Origin of the sequence: Streptomyces sp. NPDC126497, assembly GCF_040302425.1 — a bacterium.
Classification (GTDB): Bacteria; Actinomycetota; Actinomycetes; order Streptomycetales; family Streptomycetaceae; genus Streptomyces.
This window is the reverse complement of sequence record NZ_JBEORT010000061.1, coordinates 24,391-41,471: the sequence shown is the minus strand read 5'-3', so window position 1 is coordinate 41,471 and position 17,081 is coordinate 24,391. Positions and strand designations below refer to the sequence as shown.

Sequence of the window (17,081 nt, the reverse complement as noted above, 5' to 3'; positions counted from 1 at the left end):
TCGCCCCCACCTCCGTGGGGCCGCGCGAGCGCGCCGACGTGCTGCTGCCGCCGTTCGAGATGGCGGTCCGCGAGGGCGGCGCCCGCTCCGTGATGAACGCCTACACCGACACCGACGGCATACCGTCCGCGGCCGACGAGGACCTGCTCACCGGGCTGCTCCGCGACACCTGGGGCTTCGAGGGCACCGTCGTCGCCGACTACTTCGCCATCGCCTTCCTCAAGACCCTGCACGGCGTCGCGGGCGACTTCGCCGACGCCGCCGGCACGGCGCTGCGCGCGGGCATCGACGTCGAACTGCCCAACGTCAAGACGTACGGGGCGCCCCTGACCGAGGCCGTCGCCGACGGCCGCATTCCGGAGGACCTGGTCGATCGTGCCGTACGCCGGGTGCTCACCCAGAAGGTGGTTCTCGGCCTGCTCGACCCGGACTGGGATCCCGTGCCGGCGGCGCTCGACGGGGCGGACCCGGTCGATCCGGCCGCCCTGCGAGGCCGGATCGACCTGGACGGTCCGGACAACCGCGACCTGGCCCGCACGCTCGCCGAGGAGGCGGTCGTGCTGCTGAGCAACGACGGCACCCTGCCGCTGGCCCGGCCCCGCCGCATCGCCCTGGTCGGCCCCAACGCGGCCGAGGCCACCGCCGTACTGGGCTGCTACTCCTTCCCCCAGCACATCGGCGTCCGCCACCCGGGGACCCCCCTCGGCATCGAGCTGCCCACCCTGCACGAGACGCTCGCCGCCGAGTTCCCCGACGCCGAGATCACCTACGCCCGCGGCACCGGCGTCGACGACGGGGACCTCTCCGGCCTCGACGAGGCCGCGCGGGTGGCGCGCGAGGCCGACGTCGCCCTGGTGGTGCTCGGCGACCGCGCCGGACTCTTCGGGCAGGGAACCAGCGGCGAGGGCTGCGACGTCGGGACACTGGCCCTGCCCGGCGCGCAGCAGCGCCTGCTCGACACGCTGCTCGACCTCGACACGCCGGTAGTGACCGTGCTGCTGGCCGGGCGGCCCTACACCCTCGGCCGCGCGGTCGAGGAGTCCGCGGCGATCGTGCAGTCCTTCTTTCCGGGCGAGGAGGGCACGCACGCGATCGCCGGGGTGCTCAGCGGGCGGGTCAATCCCTCCGGACGTCTCCCGGTCGGCATCCCGCGCGCGCCGGGCTCCCAGCCGGGCACCTACCTCGGGGCGCGGCTCGCGCACGCCAGCGGGGTGTCCACCGTCGACCCGACCCCCGCGTTCGCCTTCGGCCACGGCCTGTCCTACACGCGGTTCGACTGGACCGACCTGGCCGTGGAGGTCCAGGAGACCCCGACGGACGGCGAGTTCGCCCTCTCCCTCACCGTCCGCAACACCGGCGGGCGGCCCGGCACCGAGGTCGTCCAGCTCTACCTGCACGACCCGGTCGCCTCCGTCGTCCAGCCGGTGCAGCGGCTCGTCGGCTACACCCGGGTGGAGCTGGAGCCGGGGGAGGCCCGGCGCCTGAGCGTCGCCGTCCCGGCCGACCTCGCCTCCTTCACCGGACGCGACGGCCGGCGCGTCGTCGAACCGGGCGAACTGGAGGTGCGGCTGGCCGCCTCCAGCGCGGATCCGCGCCTGACGGCCAGGGTCGCGCTGACCGGAGCCGAGCGCCACGTGGACCACACGCGGCGCCTGCACGCCACGATCGTGCAGAAGCCGGTGGCCACCTGAACCGGGGAGGCGCGGCGCACGTCACGGCGCCGCGCACACCGGGCGGTCGTCTCACAGCACGCCGCGGCGGGCGAGGCTGCGCATCAGCGCTCCCACCCCGAACGTCCACGGCGCGGCCTCCTCGCTGGGCACGACGGTGTTGACCAGGGCGCCGAGGCGCGGGCTGGAGATCCGTACCACGTCGCCGTACTCGTGGGTGAAACCCTCGCCCGGAGCCTTCCGGTCCTCGGTGGGGGCGAACAGGGTGCCCGTGAACAGCACGAAGCCGTCCGGGTACTGATGGTGCGCGCCATGTGTGGCGGCCACCAGGTCCAGTACGTCGCGGCTGATCTCGCGCAGGGAACTGCCGCCCCGCAGTACGTAGCCGTCCGCACCGTCCACCCGCAGGTCGATGTCGAGCCCGCGTACGGCGTCGAGACCGAAGTCCTCGTCGAGCACGCGGACGAACGGGCCGATCGCACAGGAGGCGTTGTTGTCCTTCGCACGGGACAGCAGCAGGGCGCTGCGTCCCTCGACGTCGCGGAGGTTGACGTCGTTGCCGAGCGTCGCGCCGCGTACCCGGCCGCGCGAGTCCACGACGAGGACGGCCTCGGGCTCGGGGTTGTTCCACGCGGAGGCACCGAGCACCCCGATGTCGGCGCCGGTGCCGACCGCGGACAGCACGGGGGCCTTGGTGAACACCTCCGGGTCCGGACCGATCCCGACCTCCAGGTACTGCGACCACAGTCCTTCCGAAACGAGCAGCTCCTTGACCCTGGCCGCCTCCGGTGACCCCGGACGGATGCCGTCGAGCCTGCCGCCCACCACCTGCCCGACACGGGCCCGTACCCTCGCGGCCTGCGCCGGATCGCCGCCCGCGCGCTCTTCGACGACGCGTTCCAGCAGGCTCCGGGCGAAGGTGACGCCCGCGGCCTTGATCACCTGGAGGTCGACGGGGGCGAGCAGATGCGGCACGTCCCGGCGGCCGGGCGGTGCCTGCAGCAGGTCGTCCAGGCGCCAGGCGCGTTTGCCGTCGGCCTCCCGGACGACCGTCGCCGCGTCGTCGCGTTCCATGAGGCCGGAGACGGTGGGGGCGAGGGCCGTCAGGTCGACGACGCGTTCGCCGCGGACCGCGGCCACGCACGGCCCGTCCCCTTCCGGGTCGTGGACGCGCGCGACGAGGGCGGCCCGATCGGCGTCCTCCGGCAGGACGGAGCCGGCGGTGAGGACCGGACGGGGGCGCGCTGCTGCCGATTCCACGATCGATGCTCTCCTGAGGGCGAGGGGGCCGGGTCAGTGGGAGTCGCGGGGGACCTCGTGTCCGCGGCTTCCGCGCAGGAACCCGAAGTCGGCGCCCCGGTCGGCCTGTTCCACGTGCTGGGTGTAGAGCCAGGTGTAGCCGCCGGTGTACCGCTCGGCGGGCGGCGCCCACTCCTGCCGGCGCCGCGCGAGCTCGGCGTCGTCCACGTCCAGGCGCAGGGTGCGGTTCGGGACGTCGAGGACGACGGGGTCCCCGTCGCGCACCAGGGCGAGCGGTCCGCCGACGGCGGCCTCGGGCGCCACGTGGAGGACCACCGTCCCGTAGCCGGTGCCGCTCATCCGGCCGTCGCAGACGCGCACCATGTCCGTGACGCCGGCCTTCAGCAGCTTGGCGGGCAGCGGGACGTTGGAGACCTCGGGCATGCCGGGGTAGCCCCGGGGGCCGGCGTTGCGGATGACGATGACGGTGTTCTCGTCGACGTCGAGTTCCGGATCGTCGGCGACCTCGTGATAGGCCTCGGGGGAGTCGAAGACGCGGGCGGGGCCGCGGTGGGTGAGCAGGTGCGGTGACGCGGCGGACTGCTTGATCACGGCGCCGTCGGGGCACAGGTTGCCGCGCAGGACGGCGATTCCGGTGCCGGCCGGCTGGAAGGGGGCGTCGAGAGGGGTGATGACGTCGGAGCCGAGGCGTTCGGCGTGCCCGGTGTTCTCGGCGACGGTGCGCCCGGTGACCGTGACCGGCTCCCCGTGCAGCAGTTCGCCGCCGAGCAGTTCGGCCATGACGGCGGGCAGCCCGCCCGCGTAGCAGAAGTCCTCCATCAGGTACGTGCCGCTGGGCATCAGGTTGACCAGGGTCGGCACCGCGCGGACCAGGTCGTCGAAGTCCCGCAGGCTCAGCTCGACGCCGACGCGGCCGGCGAGGGCGGTGAGATGGATGACGGCGTTCGTGGAGCCGCCGATGGCCGCGTTGACCCGGACGGCGTTCTCGAACGCCTCCCGCGTCAGGATCCGCGAGGGCCGCAGCTCCTCCTCCACCATCCCCACGATGCGCCGCCCCGCCGCCTGGGCGGTCTCCATCCGCCGGGAGTCGACCGCGGGCCACGCCGCCGAGCCCGGCAGCTGCATGCCGAGCGCCTCGGCGACGCAGGCCATCGTCGAGGCGGTCCCCATCGTCATGCAGTGCCCGTTGGAGCGGGCCATGCAGCCTTCCGCGAAGAAGCACTCCTCCTCGGTCATCCGGCCGGTCTTCAGGTCCTCCTCGAACTTCCACACATGGGTGCCGGATCCCACGTCCTGGCCCCGGTACTTGCCGTTGAGCATCGGCCCGCCGGTGACCATGACGGCCGGCAGGTCGACGCTGGCGGCGCCCATGAGCATGGCGGGGGTCGTCTTGTCGCAGCCGGACAGCAGCACGACACCGTCGAGCGGGTTGGCCCGGATCAGCTCCTCGACCTCCATGGCCATGAGGTTGCGGTACAGCATGGCGGTGGGACGCATCAGGGTCTCGCCGGTGGCCATGGTGGGGAACTGCAGCGGGAAGCCGCCCGCCTGCCACACCCCGCGCTTGACGGCCTCGGCGACGCGGGTCAGATGGGCGTTGCACGGGGCGAGCTCGGAGGCGCTGGTCGCGATGCCGATGACGGGACGCCCGTCGAACACCTCGTGCCCGAACCCCTGGTTGCGCATCCAGGAGCGGTACAGCATCCCGCTGCGGCCCTGTGCGCCGAACCATGCCTGGCTGCGGCGGTTCGTCCTCCGACCGTCGGTCATGTGCACACTCCCGTGGCTCCGGCGTCGTACGCTGCGCGATGGGGCGTCGGCGGGCGCGGGCCCGCAGGCCCTACCCTGTGCCCCAATCATTAAATGATTCGATGAATGACGTCCAGGGGGTGAGCGGAGATCACGACGAACTTCCCGACCATGCACCAGCGCGTGGTCGACGAGCTCGGGCGGCGCATCGTGGGCGGCGCGTGGGGGCCGGGGGACCCGCTGCCGGTCGAGGACGCGCTCGCGGCCGGGATCGGCGTCAGCCGGGGGGTGTTGCGGGAGGCGGTCAAGTCGCTGGTGGCCAAGGGGATGCTGCACGTGCGGCCGCGCACCGGCACACGCGTGCAGCCCCCGGAGCACTGGAACCACCTGGACCGCGACGTACTGCGCTGGAAACAGGCCGGGGACGCCGCGGCCCTGCTGCGCGACACGGGCGAACTGCGACGGATCGTCGAGCCCGAGGCGGCCCGGCTCGCTGCCGAGCGGGCCGGGCCCGACGACGTGCGCGTCCTGTACGACGCCCTGGCCGCCATGGAGGCCGCGGCGGCGTCACCCGGCCGCGGCGGCTACGTCGAGGCCGACATCGCCTTCCACCGGGCCCTGCTCGACGCGGGCGGCAACCGGCTCCTCGGCTCACTGGGCCGAGCCGTCGAGATCGCGCTGGAACACAGCTTCGTCATCAGCACCCGGACCCCGGGCGCGGTGGAGGCCTCGCTGCCGGGTCACCGCGCCGTCGTGCGGGCCGTCGAGGCCCGCGATCCCGCGGCCGCCGCGGCCGCCGTACGGGCCGTCATCGAGGCCGCCGAGGAGGAGATCGCCCGATCACCCGGAATGCCGAGCGACGCCGTGTGACCCGTCACGGCCGCGACCCCGCGATGCCACGGGAGCCACCGCCGCCCGCGGGCGCCGCCACGGCCGGGTGGACCGGCACGGGGTCACACGGCGGCCCGGCGCCGGACGGCCCCGGCGCCGGGCCGCCGCGCCGCTCAGGAGACGGTGCCCGCCGTACCGCCCCCGCCGGCGCCGATCCGAGGCCATGGGGCGGTCGGGATCCACGCGACCTCGTGGAGCGCGGGGCCCGGACGGGCCGGACCCCGCACCCGAGGCTGCCCACGCCCCCTCGCGCACCGTGCTCACGGCTCGTCGAGCACCGTCCCCGTCAGCACCGGCCCGTCGGGCAGCGGCTCGGCGTTGCGGTCGGTCAGTGCGAGGCGCATTGACTCGGCCGGCTCGGCCGCCTGGTCCCGTACGGTCGGCACGTCGAAGTCCACGCTGGTGCTTCCCGGGGGGATGTTCAGCCACACCCACAGATGCGCGTCGGACAGCGGCCGCTCGGGGTCGGAATCGTCACCGGACGAGTCCTTGAGCCACTGCGGATCCACGTCCTTGGTGGACAGCTCGGCGCCCTCGGTGACGGGAAGCACCCGCACCGGCTCCCACATGTCCACCGACGTGGGCACGTCCATGGACAGCCGCCAGGTCAGCGTCTCCCCCTCGGTCACCCGGTCCGCGACCGGCGACAGGGTGATCACCGGCTCGGGGTCGTCGTTCTCGACGGTGACCCCGCCCCGGTGCTTGCCGACGACGGCACCCCGGACGGCCTTGACGGCGATGTCGTGCTCCACGTCATCGCCGTAGACCGTGTCGCCCTTCACCTCGACCGGCACGTCGATCGCGTCGCTGCCGGGCCGTACGGTCACGAGGCGGTTCTCGGCCCGGCCGCCGTCCGGGTCGAGGACGTACACGCGGACCTGCCCGCTGCCCTTCCCGGAGGTCTCGACCGGGATCCGGTAGGTGCGGGTGCCCGAGTCGCCCTCCTTGACGATCGTGCGGCCCACGTCGACGCGTGGCAATGCGGCCGCCTTCACCGCCGCGATGCCGGGCGCCCAGCCCCAGGCGTCCATCAGCCAGGCCTGCCCGGTCTGCGAACGGGGCGTCAGTTCGAGGGACTTGACATGCCCGAGGTCGAGCCCGGCCCGGGTCGCGGCCGACAGCGGGACGCGCAGTTCCTGAGCCCAGTGGGAGGCGGTGTTCTCGGAGCCCGGGAGCCCGTCCACCCGGACCGAGCCCAGCGTCACCCGACGCTCGGCGGAGTCGGTGACGGACACGTCGAACTCCGTGCCGGTCGTGTTCGGCGGTACGAAGACCCGGAGCGCGAGCTTCTGGGAACCGTGGAGGGAGAGCGGCCTGGCCGAAGTGATGCGGGCGGCCGTGCCCGGCGCGGACCACTTCAGGTCCACCGCGCTGCGGCCGGTCTCCTGTTCCGTCTCCCACCACGCGAAGTGCGGTGACGAGCCGGGGGTGTCCGGGTCCAGACAGGCCACGGCCGGGTCGGGGTCGATCGCCGAGCACAGCCGGGCTCCGGTCACCTTCACCCCGCCGTCCGGCAGGAGACCACCGCTGCGACGGCCGCCGACCGCGTGGGTCAGCACCCGTGCCGGGTCCGCGGACGGGGCCCGCCTGCCGGAACCGTCGAGCAGCGGACGCACCCGGTCGTCCCCGGCGAGGAAGAGCCGGGCCGCGGCGGCGATGTACGTGGCGCCCGCCCTGTGCTGCTGGGCGGCGGTCAGCCGGGTCGCGGCACCCGGCGTGCACACCGGGTCCGGCTGCTCCGGGTCGGTCCGGAAGTCGTCCTCGGCCGGTGCGACGGCCTCGCCCGGGGTCCACTCGCTGTTGAAGTAGTTGTGGTTGGCGCCGACCATGTAGACCGCGCTGTGCAGGGCCGTGCCCCGGCTGACCCCGCGCGTCCCGTCGACGAACTCCTCGCCCTGGAGGTCCGACACATCGCCGTCGCAGCCCGGCAGCAGCGTCACGGACGGCACGTCGGCGACCGGGTTCTGGCCGAAGATCGTCGGTCCGATGAGCACGGTCCCGCGCACCTTCCAGCGCACCGGGCCCCGGTAACCGTCCTCGGCGGCAGGCGGCGGGGAGAGGCTGTCCATGGCGGCCCGGTTGACGCCCTCGCCACCGCGCGAGTGGCCGACGAGCAGGACACGGGAGAGATCCGCCTTCACCGCCTCGCGCACGACGGCCGGGGCGGAGGAGCGCCGGGCGCTCCAGTCGGCCCAGTGGGCGAGGTGCTGCCGCACCAGCGAGGAACGCGCCTGCGCGCCGGCGTCCTCGGCCTCCCAGTCCTGGGCGTTGATGCCGTTCGCCGAGATGGACACCGTCACGTAGCCCTGGGAGGCCAGCAGTCGCTGGTCGCGCAGATAGCCCAGGTGGCTCGGGATCGGCTTGTAGCCGTCCGCACAGGGCCAGTCGCCGGTCACGTCGTCCTCGGAGCCCGGCTTGTAACAGGTGCCGTGGCGGCCGTGCAGGAACAGCGCGAGCGGCCGGCTGCCGGCGGCGCCCTTCGGCGCCACCACCTCGGCGGTCATCTCCACCGGGGTGTCGAACCCGGGCAGGCGCACCGGGTCGAGGTCGTACTTCCCGGTGACCGTGCGGTACGAGCCGGGTTCGCCCGGGTCGACGTCGTTCGCCGGCGCCTGCGCGGGCGTCCGTGCCACGCGCGAGCCGGACGTGTGCGTGTCGTCGGCCGCCGCGTCCAGCCGGCGTCCCGCGGCCGTCACCCGGAGGTCCGTCAGTTGTTCGGGCGGCGTCCCGCCGAGGGCGAGCCGGAAGGTCCTCCCGTCCCTCGCCGGCTTCGGCGCCCCGAGCAGCCGGTCCCCGGTACGGAACTCGACCCGCGCGTCCCCCATGGGCACGGCCTTCGGCGTGCGCCAGACCAGCTCACGCGCCCCGCCCTCCCGGTCGATCCGCCACCCCGGCGGAAGCGGATTGTCGGCCGTCGTTCTCAACGGCCCCGATGCGTACAACTGTTCGGCCTGTGCTGGTCCGGGCGAGCCCGCCAGGGCGGCCAGCACCGCCACGGCGGTCACACATATTCGCCGGGCACGGATCAATGGTTCTCTCCTCACAACCCCGTGCGCAGACGTCCCGTCGATCTCGGGCGCCCCTCGCGTCACCTAGGACGGGGGAGTGGTGTCCGCGGGTTGTCCGTGAGGAGACGCCGACGGCGGGCGGGCGATGCGATCAAGCCAGTGCAGCGGATCGCTGCCCGTCGCGTCGTCGCGGAGCATGCCGGTCCCCGCGCCCGCGCACACGAACCGGACGCCGAATCGAGGTCCGCAGCCGCACCGAGGCGGCTCTCTCCCGGTCCGGCCCCCGCGGACCGGCCACGCACCGGGACCTCGCGCGGCTCGTCAGGGACGTCGTCCCGACGCCGGGTCGAGGCCGCAGGTCCTCGAGGCCGACACGCCGTCCCTTCCCGTGAGTCGCACGGTGGCCCGGCCGTCGGCGTCGTGGCTGTAGGCGATGGTGCAGACCAGCTGGCGCAGCGCGGTCCGGCCCAGTCCGTCCAGTGCGATGGGCAGGTCGGCCGTGACCTCCCCGCCGGGCGAGACCTCCACCTGGACCCTCGCGACCTGTGGGGCAGGAGGAAGAGACGTGCTGAGCCCTGCCTTGCGGTCCTGTTCGTCGGGACCGCCGAGCAGCGCGATGATCACCTTCTCCGTCGGCACGGGCACGGCGTCCGCGTCGGCGGGGTCCCGGCCGGAGACCGGACCGCCTTCGGGACCGTACTCGGGCGCGGACCCGATGGACCGGACCACCGGACGGACCCCGCCGTCGCGGGAGTGGAAGAAGAGCAGCATGTCGTAGTCGGGGTCGACGAACGCCTGGACGGAGGCGGGGCCGCCCGCCTCGATCACGTCGGTCTCCTGGATGCCACAGCCGCCGAGCAGCAGCACCCCCGACGCGACGGCGGCCGCGCGGGTCCCCCGGCACATCCGCGCACGCCTCATCCGCCGGCCCCTTCCAGGTGGAGCGGTATCTCGACGGTGAAGACGGCACCACCTCCGGGGAGGTTCCCCGCGCGGACGGTCCCGCCGTGCAGCCGCACGTTCTCCTGGGTGATCGCCAACCCCAGGCCGCTGCCCGCCGACCGGGTACGTGCCGCGTCGGCCTTGTAGAACCGGTCGAAGATGTGCGGCAGCACGTCGGGCCGGATGCCGGGCCCGCTGTCGGCGACCTGGGTGATCAGTACGGGTGGGCCGGGGGAGCGTGCTTCGCCGCGCAGGCTCACGGTGACGGGCGCGCCGCCGTGTCGCAGTGCGTTGCCGACGAGGTTGGCGATCACGACGTCGAAGCGGCGCGGGTCGAGCCGGGCGCGGATACCGGGGGGCAGCTCGGTGCGGACGCGGCCGTCGGTCCAGTGCCGGTTCTGCAGCGTCTTGCGGATGGTCTCCGCGACGTCGACCTCGTCGGTGTTGAGCTCGGCGGCGCGGGCGTCGAAGCGGGAGATCTCCATCAGGTCCTCGACGAGCACGGCGAGCTTCCCGGTCTCGGTGCTGACCAGCCGGACCGCGCGGGCGGTGTCGGGGTCCAGCCGGTCGGCGTCCTCGTCGAGGACCTCGGTGACGGCGAGCATTCCGGTGAGCGGTGTGCGCAGTTCGTGGGAGACGTCGGAGGCGAAGCGGCGGGCGCGTGCCTCGGCCTCGCGCAGGTCGCGTACGGAGCGTTCGAGGTTGCCGGCGGAATCGTTGAAGGTGCGGGCGAGGTCGGCCAGTTCGTCGCTGCCGCGCACCGTGATCCGGGTGTCGAGCCGGCCGTTTCCCATGCTCTGGGCGGCCTGGCGCAGTTCCCGCACCGGCCGCAGCACGCTGCGCGCGGCGATCAGGCCGGGGATCAGCGCGATGGCGAGGCCGGGCAGGGCGCCGTCCCGGGCGGCCACGAGGAGCGCGTCGACGTTGACCTGCTCGTCGGTCATCCGCATGACGGCGTAGAGGACGAGTCCGCTGGGCAGCACGCCCTCGGGGCCGGTCCTGATGACGGTGGGCATGGCGATGGTCAGGTAGGGCACGCCGTCCTTCACGACCCGCTCGAAGCTGCCGCTGGGGTGGGCGTGCGCGGCGCGGCGCAGTTCGGGGGTGATGACGGTGGAGACGGGGTTCTCGCCGGAGGAGGCGCGGACCGAGCCGTACTCCGCGAACACCACCCAGGGGTGCGGCTTCCCCTTGCGGGCGATGTCACGCAGGATCTCCTCCAGCCCCTCCCGCTGCACGGGCAGGGCCCAGCCGGTCTGCTGGACCTGGTCACGGAAGGAGGAGACCGCGGTGTCCTGGGCGGTCTTCAGCAGGGCGTTGCGGGCCTCGCGGTAGGTCAGCGCGGACGTGGTGCCCGCGCTGACGGCGGCGACCAGCAGGAAGGCGAACACCAGCCGGGTGCGCAAGCCGAACGCCCTGGCCCGCGCCTGCCCCGCGGGAGCGTCCCCGGCCCCGCCGTCGTCGGCTCTGCGGCGCCGGCCACCGGCGCCGCAGAGGGCGCGGAGGAGCCGCCGCGCCGGGCCGGAGGTCACAGCGGCCCGAAGCGGTAGCCGAAGCCCCGCAGCGTCTGGATGTAGCGGGGACTGCCCGCCCCGTCCTCGATCTTGCCGCGCAGCCGTGCGACGCAGGCGTCGACCAGTCGTGCGTCGGCGTGGAAGCTGTGCTCCCACACGTGTTCCAGCAACTGCTGCCTGCTGAACACCTGATCGGGGGCGGCGGACAGATGGAGCAGCAGCTTGAGCTCGGAGGGGGCCAGCGCGAGGCGTTCGCCGGACTTGGTCACGCTCAGCCCGGTCCGGTCGATGACCAGTTCGCCGTGGACCTCGACGGCCGTCCGGCCCTGGCCGGTGTTGTCGATGCGGCGCAGCACGGCGCAGATCCGGGCCTCGATCACCTCGGTGCGGGCGGGCTTGACGATGTAGTCGTCGGCACCGGCCTCCAGGCCGATCACCACGTCGAAGTCGTCCCCCCGCGCGGTCAGCATGATGATCGGCAACTGGCTTTGCTCGCGGACCCGCCGGCAGACCTGCACTCCGTTCATGCCGGGCAGCATCAGGTCCAGCAGCATCAGATCGGGCCGGAACTCGGCCAGCGCGGCGAGACCGGCCTCGCCGGTCGCGGCCACCCGTACCTCGTGTCCACGGCGGCGCAGACCGAGTTCGACTCCTTCGCGTACGGAAGGGTCGTCCTCGACGAGGAGCACGCGGGGCATGAACAGTTCTCCCTCGGTGGTGGTCAGGTCCGGGTCACTCTCCGGCGTGCGCCGGAGAGCAGGGCGTCGAGTTCGGTGAGCCGCAGCGGCCGGGCGAGCAGGGCGAAGGAGAGCACGACGGCGGCGGCCCCGGCGGTTGCGGCGGCGAGGGATCCCGCCCGTGCGGCCCCCAGCGCGGCCAGATGGCCCAGTACGGTGGCGGGTACGGCGGCGAGGACGAGCCGCACGTGCGTTCTCGCGGCGGTCGAGCGCAGCGGACGGGCGACGGCGAGACGGCGGCTCAGCACCCGGGCGGTCACCGCCCAGCCCGCGCAGAGCGCCACCGAGTACGCCGCCGCCATGCCGGTCACGGCCCAGCGGGCGGGCAGTAGTTGGGCCGCCGCCACGGACAGTCCCGCGTTGAGGACGACGATCACCAGGTTGAGCAGGAACGGCGTACGGGTGTCGGAGAGCGAGTAGAAGGTGCGGGAGAGCACGTACTGGCCCGACATGGCGACGAGCCCGGGTGCGAAGGCCATCAGGATCGCGGCCATGGCCGCCGTGTCGGCGGCACTGGTCCTGCCGTGTCCGAAGACGAGATCCATCACCGGCCGGGCGAGGGCGAGCAGCATGCACGCGGCGGGTACGACGGCGGACGCGGAGGTGCGCAGCGCCCGGGAGACGTCGCGCCGCAGGGCGGCGGTGTCCCCGTCGGCGGCGGACGCGCTCATCCGGGGCATCAGCGCGGTGACCAGGGAGACGGTGATGATGCCGTGCGGTACGACCCACAGGACGTAGGCGCTGTTGTACGCGCTGTACCCGGGGCCGCCGTCGAGGCCCGCGGTCGTCGCCAGCCGGGTGGTGACCCAGTAGGCGGCCTGGTTGGCCAGCACCAGCAGCACCAGCCAGAAGGCCGACCGCAACGGGCGGGTCAGTCCGCTGCCGCGCCAGTCGAAGCGGGGCCGCCAGCGGAACCCCGCCGCGCGCAGCGCGGGGAGGAGGGCGAGGGTCTGGACGACGATGCCGGCGGTGGTGCCCCAGCCGAGCAGGGCGGTCTCGGCGGGGGTGAGGGTGTCCCCGCCCGTGGCGAGGGTCAGGTACAGGCCGAACACGGCCATGACGACGAGGTTGTTGAGGACCGGCGCCCACATCATCGCGCCGAACCGGCCGCGTGCGTTGAGGACCTGTCCGAGCAGGGTGAACAACCCGAGGAAGAGGATCTGCGGCAGGCAGTGACGGGCGAACGCGGTCGTCATGGCGGCCTGCCGGCCGCTGTAGTCGGTGTACGCGTCGACGATCGCGGGAGCCGCCCACACCGCGGTCGCGGTGATCGCCAGCAGGCCGGCCACGCAGACGGTGACGAGCCGGTCGGTGTACGCGACGCCACCGTCCTCGTGCTCCCTGGCCGCCTTGACCAGCTCGGGGACGAAGACGGCGTTGAGCGCGCCGCCGAGGAGGAGCATGTAGACGATGGTGGGCAGGGAGTTGCCGACCGCGTAGCCGTCGGCGGTCGGCCCGATGGTGCCGAGCGCCGCCGCGACCACGGCGGAGCGGGCGAAACCGGTGCCCCGGGAGACGATCGACCCGGCGGCCATGACGGCACTGCTGCGTGCCGTGGAGGCCGCCTTCGCACCGGTGCCGCCGTCGTCGGACCGCCCGCCGTCCGGCCGGGGGGCGGCGCCGTCCGTACCGGTCGGAGTCGTGGCGCTCACCGGCGGTTCAGGTACGCCTGGAAGGCGCGGTACAGCGTCTGGTTGGCGGTGCCGCCCAACGGTCTCTCCCATTCCCCCAACGTCTCGACGACCTGCCCGCCGGTGCCGAGCTTCCACCGCAGCAGTCCGTACGCACGTTCGGCAGGGTCGAGTGTGGAGGGTACCCCGCGCATGTCGTAGACGTCAGCGCCGAGGGCGTGGGCGTCCTGCAGCATCCGCCACTGCAGGGCGTTGGAGGGCCTCACCTCGCGGCGGTGGTCGGCCGACGCCCCGGTCTGGTACCAGACCCGGCGGCCCACCGTGATCATCGTGTGGGCGGCGAGGACCTCACCGCGGTGACGGGCGAGATACAGCTTCATCCGGCCCGGCTCCTCGGCGTTGAGCGCCGCGTACTGACGCTCGTAGTAGGCGAGGGAGCGGCCGAGCCGGAAGCCGTCGCGCTGCTCGGTGATGCCCAGCAGCCGGTGGAACTCGGGGAGTTCGGCGGCACTGCCCACGACCACCTCCACGCCTTCCTTCCGGGCGCGCCGGACGTTGCGCCGCCACTCCTGGTTGAGCCCGGACCACAGCTCCTCGGTGGTGCGTCCGGCCAGCGGTATCCGGAAGACGTGGCGGGGCTGGGCGTCCCCGTCGCCCGAGGCCCCGTCACCGCCGCAGCGGCGCCACCCCCGGGCGCGCAGTCGCTCGGCGACGGCGGTGCCGAGCGGGTCGACCTCGCTGGCGAGCACGTCGCCCAGCCGGCGGCCCGGCCCGGCGAGCGGCTTCAGCGCGGAGGCGTCCCAGCGCCGGTACGCGGGCGAGGGGCCCATGCGCACGGCGAACGCGCCCGCCTCGCGCAGATGGCCGAGCAGCGGCGTGAGCCAGACGTCGATCCCGGGATCCGCCCAGTCGGCCACGGGCCCCTCGGGAAGGTAGGCGAAGTACCTGCGGGTGCCGGGGAACTGGCGCAGCAGCACCAGCGCCACGCCGCTGAGCGCCCCCGATCCCGGATCCGTTCCCCAGCCGAGCAACCGGGCCCGCCAGCCCTCCTTGACGTCGGCCCAGGAAGGACACTGCAGGAAGCCGGGGCCGAGGGCCCGGCCGGCGGGCGACGCCAGGAAGTCGCGGTAGGCCCCGGGCGTGACCGGCCCGAGGGACACGGGGCCCTTCCCCACCGAGGGGACGCGGCCTGGCGGTACGAGGAGTGCTGACACGGTCCGATCCTCACTTTCTCCCCGGCTTGTCGCAGGGACGCCGACGATGCTCACAGCGGACCGTGACCGCTCCGCGCGGCGAATGTGACGGGAGCATGACCGTTCCGCACCAACCGCCGTCACCTTGTTCCGTAACGACTGACCTGGCCTTTTCCGGATCTAGAGTCACGGTCGTCCGCTCGTCACCGCGCAGTCGTCCGTCACGGAGGTCCCCTTGCACCCCACACGTGTGTCCGCCCATGCCCCGGTACGGGCCGTCGTCGTGGCGGCCCTGCTGGCGCCGCTCGCCGCCTGCTCGTCGAGCTCGTCGCCGACCGCTTCGGACGCACCGCGGACCGGGCGGTCCGACGACCGGCCCGTCACGGTCACCGTCACACCCGAGGGGCGGCGGGCCGCGCCGGGCCGACCGGTGACGGTCACCGCCTCGCACGGCCGTCTCACCTCGGTGACCGTCACCGACGCCGACGGCCGCCGTCTGTCCGGCAAGGTCGCGGCCGGTGGCGGAAAGTGGATCTCGGACCGCAAGACCGCGCCCGGCACCGCGTACACGGTCGCCGCCGCGACCCGGACCGAGGGCGGTACCGCCACGACGAAGGTCTCCTTCACCACGACCGGGGCGGACAAGGTCAACAAGGTCGACTGGCGTCCGGGCACCGGCACCACCGTCGGCGTGGCCCAGCCGATCTCCCTGGTCTTCGACAACCCGGTCGGGAACCGGGCCGAGGTCGAGAAGCAGCTCGAGGTCACCACCTCGGACGGCACCGAGGGCTCCTGGGGGTGGATACGCGACTGGTCGGGCAGGGACCGGGTCGACTGGCGTCCGAAGTCGTACTGGAAGCCGGGGACGAAGGTGACGCTGCATGCCGAACTGAACGGCACCGACTCGGGCCCCGACGGCGGCTGGTTCGTGCGCGACTACACGACGACCTTCACCGTCGGTGCCCGGCAGATCGTCGAGGTCGACCTCGACCGCCACCGGCTGACGCTGGTACGCGACGGCAGGACCGTCCGGAGCATCCCGGTCTCCGGGGGCACGCCCGGTGGCGACAAGCGCTCCTGGCGCGGAACGGCCGTGCTCATGGCCAAGGAGGGCACGATCAACATGAACTCCGAGACGGTCGGCCTAGGCGACGCCTACGACAAGATGGTCGACTACTCGATGCGGCTGACCTGGTCGGGCATGTACGCGCACGCCGCCCCGTGGAACGCCCCCCACTTCGGCAACGCCAACCGCAGTTCGGGCTGCATAGGCATGAGCGACGAGGACGCCGCCTGGTTCTACGGACAGGTACGGCCGGGCGACCCGTTCGAGATCACGGGCGAGGAGACCAAGGGCGTGGTCGACCCGGGGAACGGCTTCGGCGCGTGGAACGTGTCGTGGACGGCCTGGCGGCAGAAGAGCGCGCTGCGGTGAGGACGGCCCCTGCCGGCGGGGCGTTCCCCGGCCCGACGAGCTCCTGGCCGACGGTCATGGTCGTGTGGCGGGAAACGCGTCCGCTGCGGCGATCACCGGCGACCGGAGGCCGGTTCCCGGCACCGGGGCCACTGCCGGGGAGCGGGCAAGCAGCCGGCTTCCGCCTTCTTCGGTTCACCGCTCTTCGACGGCGACCGGACGACCGGGGCCGCCGTTCCCGTCCTCCCGGTCTGAGCGCCCGCTTCCAGCAGGGTGTGGCCGGAGCCCGTATGCTGCCTCAGTCCGCGAACCGCCCACTGAAGGGAAACCGCCCCGTCGTGTTCCAGCAGACCCCCGTCTACGACCGCCTCGTGGCCGAACGCGGCGACGTCCCCGTCCAGGTCCGCGGGGAAGCCGACCGGATACACCGCGATCTGGCCCAGGTACTGCACCGGACGTCCTCCTCCCGGCCGAGCGCGCCGCAGAGCGTTTTCGAGCCGAAGATGCCTCCCGGCGTCCTTTAGGCCCCGGCAGCCCCCGCACGGGGCGGCACGCCTGCACCCGCCGCCCGTGCGGGCCGGCCGGTGAACGAGGCAGGCCCGCGTCGGCACACGCCGGCGGGTGACCGCGCACTCGGCGAGTGACGGAAGGACGTGTCGGGCGGCTCGGCCGTGCGGGCAGCGGGCCCGGCTCCCGGGACGTCTTCCGGAGGGCACGGCACGTCGTCGCGTGCGGGCCGCGGACTGACCTGCGTGGGGGAGAGGGGCCTGTCAGTCGGTGCCGCACAGCACCCCCATCGCCACGAGCGCCGGAACCCCGGGTACCGAGGCAACCACTCCCCCCCAGCGGGTCCGCCCTCGTACCACCTCCGCCGATCCGGCCTGCCGGGTGCCGTCCTGACGCCGTGTCATGCGCTCGCCTCCCGACTCGTCACCGCTGTGCGGGGCTGGGACCCCAGCTCGCAACAGGCCGGGCGATCCGGCCCGGCGATCGTCGTCGGTCGCGCCGCGACCCGCCCGGCGGATCCCGTCCTCGGACCGACGGCATCCGGCCGGCTCCGGCCCAGTGCGGA

The 17,081-nt window shown here is 73.6% G+C and carries 12 protein-coding genes; 4 read left to right on the top strand and 8 right to left on the bottom strand.

Annotated elements, in window-relative coordinates:
* Nucleotides 1-1,691 (top strand): glycoside hydrolase family 3 C-terminal domain-containing protein (locus tag ABTY20_RS23470; RefSeq protein ID WP_351998992.1); only part of this gene is annotated, 1,691 nt, incomplete at its 5' end.
* Nucleotides 1,692-1,742: 51 nt separating this feature from the next.
* Here ABTY20_RS23470 and ABTY20_RS23465 read toward each other — a convergent pair.
* Nucleotides 1,743-2,930, bottom strand: a complete 1,188-nt coding sequence (locus tag ABTY20_RS23465) for a fumarylacetoacetate hydrolase family protein (protein WP_351998991.1) — start codon at nt 2,928-2,930, stop codon at nt 1,743-1,745.
* A 33-nt stretch (nt 2,931-2,963) separates the two neighbouring features.
* The gene (locus tag ABTY20_RS23460; protein ID WP_351998990.1) at nt 2,964-4,700 is read right to left on the bottom strand and encodes an IlvD/Edd family dehydratase; all 1,737 of its coding nucleotides are present in this window, start codon (nt 4,698-4,700) and stop codon (nt 2,964-2,966) included.
* 150 nt (nt 4,701-4,850) lie between these two features.
* Here ABTY20_RS23460 and ABTY20_RS23455 point away from each other — a divergent pair, with 150 nt between their 5' ends.
* Nucleotides 4,851-5,549, top strand: a complete 699-nt coding sequence (locus ABTY20_RS23455; protein ID WP_351998989.1) for a FadR/GntR family transcriptional regulator — start codon at nt 4,851-4,853, stop codon at nt 5,547-5,549.
* A 281-nt stretch (nt 5,550-5,830) separates the two neighbouring features.
* Here ABTY20_RS23455 and ABTY20_RS23450 read toward each other — a convergent pair whose 3' ends face one another.
* From ABTY20_RS23450 to ABTY20_RS23425, 6 genes are all read right to left on the bottom strand, one after another.
* Nucleotides 5,831-8,575, bottom strand: coding sequence for an alpha/beta hydrolase (locus ABTY20_RS23450; protein WP_351998988.1), 2,745 nt, complete (start codon nt 8,573-8,575; stop codon nt 5,831-5,833).
* 324 nt (nt 8,576-8,899) lie between these two features.
* Nucleotides 8,900-9,499, bottom strand: coding sequence for a hypothetical protein (locus ABTY20_RS23445; protein WP_351998987.1), 600 nt, complete (start codon nt 9,497-9,499; stop codon nt 8,900-8,902).
* Nucleotides 9,496-10,926, bottom strand: coding sequence for an ATP-binding protein (locus ABTY20_RS23440; RefSeq protein ID WP_351998986.1), 1,431 nt, complete (start codon nt 10,924-10,926; stop codon nt 9,496-9,498). The genes ABTY20_RS23445 and ABTY20_RS23440 overlap by 4 nt, the downstream gene beginning before the upstream one ends.
* Nucleotides 10,927-11,048: 122 nt before the next feature.
* Nucleotides 11,049-11,732, bottom strand: coding sequence for a response regulator (locus ABTY20_RS23435; RefSeq protein WP_351998985.1), 684 nt, complete (start codon nt 11,730-11,732; stop codon nt 11,049-11,051).
* Between the two features lie 23 nt (nt 11,733-11,755).
* The gene (gene murJ, locus ABTY20_RS23430) at nt 11,756-13,495 is read right to left on the bottom strand and encodes a murein biosynthesis integral membrane protein MurJ (protein WP_502991869.1); all 1,740 of its coding nucleotides are present in this window, start codon (nt 13,493-13,495) and stop codon (nt 11,756-11,758) included.
* Nucleotides 13,420-14,616 carry a lipid II:glycine glycyltransferase FemX gene (locus ABTY20_RS23425; protein WP_351998983.1) on the bottom strand — a complete coding sequence of 399 codons (1,197 nt, stop codon included), beginning with the start codon at nt 14,614-14,616 and terminating at the stop codon, nt 13,420-13,422. The genes murJ and ABTY20_RS23425 overlap by 76 nt, the downstream gene beginning before the upstream one ends.
* A 214-nt stretch (nt 14,617-14,830) precedes the next feature.
* Between ABTY20_RS23425 and ABTY20_RS23420 the strand changes: the two genes are divergently transcribed.
* Nucleotides 14,831-16,030, top strand: a complete 1,200-nt coding sequence (locus ABTY20_RS23420) for a L,D-transpeptidase family protein (RefSeq protein ID WP_351998982.1) — start codon at nt 14,831-14,833, stop codon at nt 16,028-16,030.
* A gap of 317 nt (nt 16,031-16,347) precedes the next feature.
* The gene (locus tag ABTY20_RS23415) at nt 16,348-16,533 is read left to right on the top strand and encodes a hypothetical protein (protein WP_351998981.1); all 186 of its coding nucleotides are present in this window, start codon (nt 16,348-16,350) and stop codon (nt 16,531-16,533) included.
* Nucleotides 16,534-17,081 lie beyond the last annotated feature (548 nt).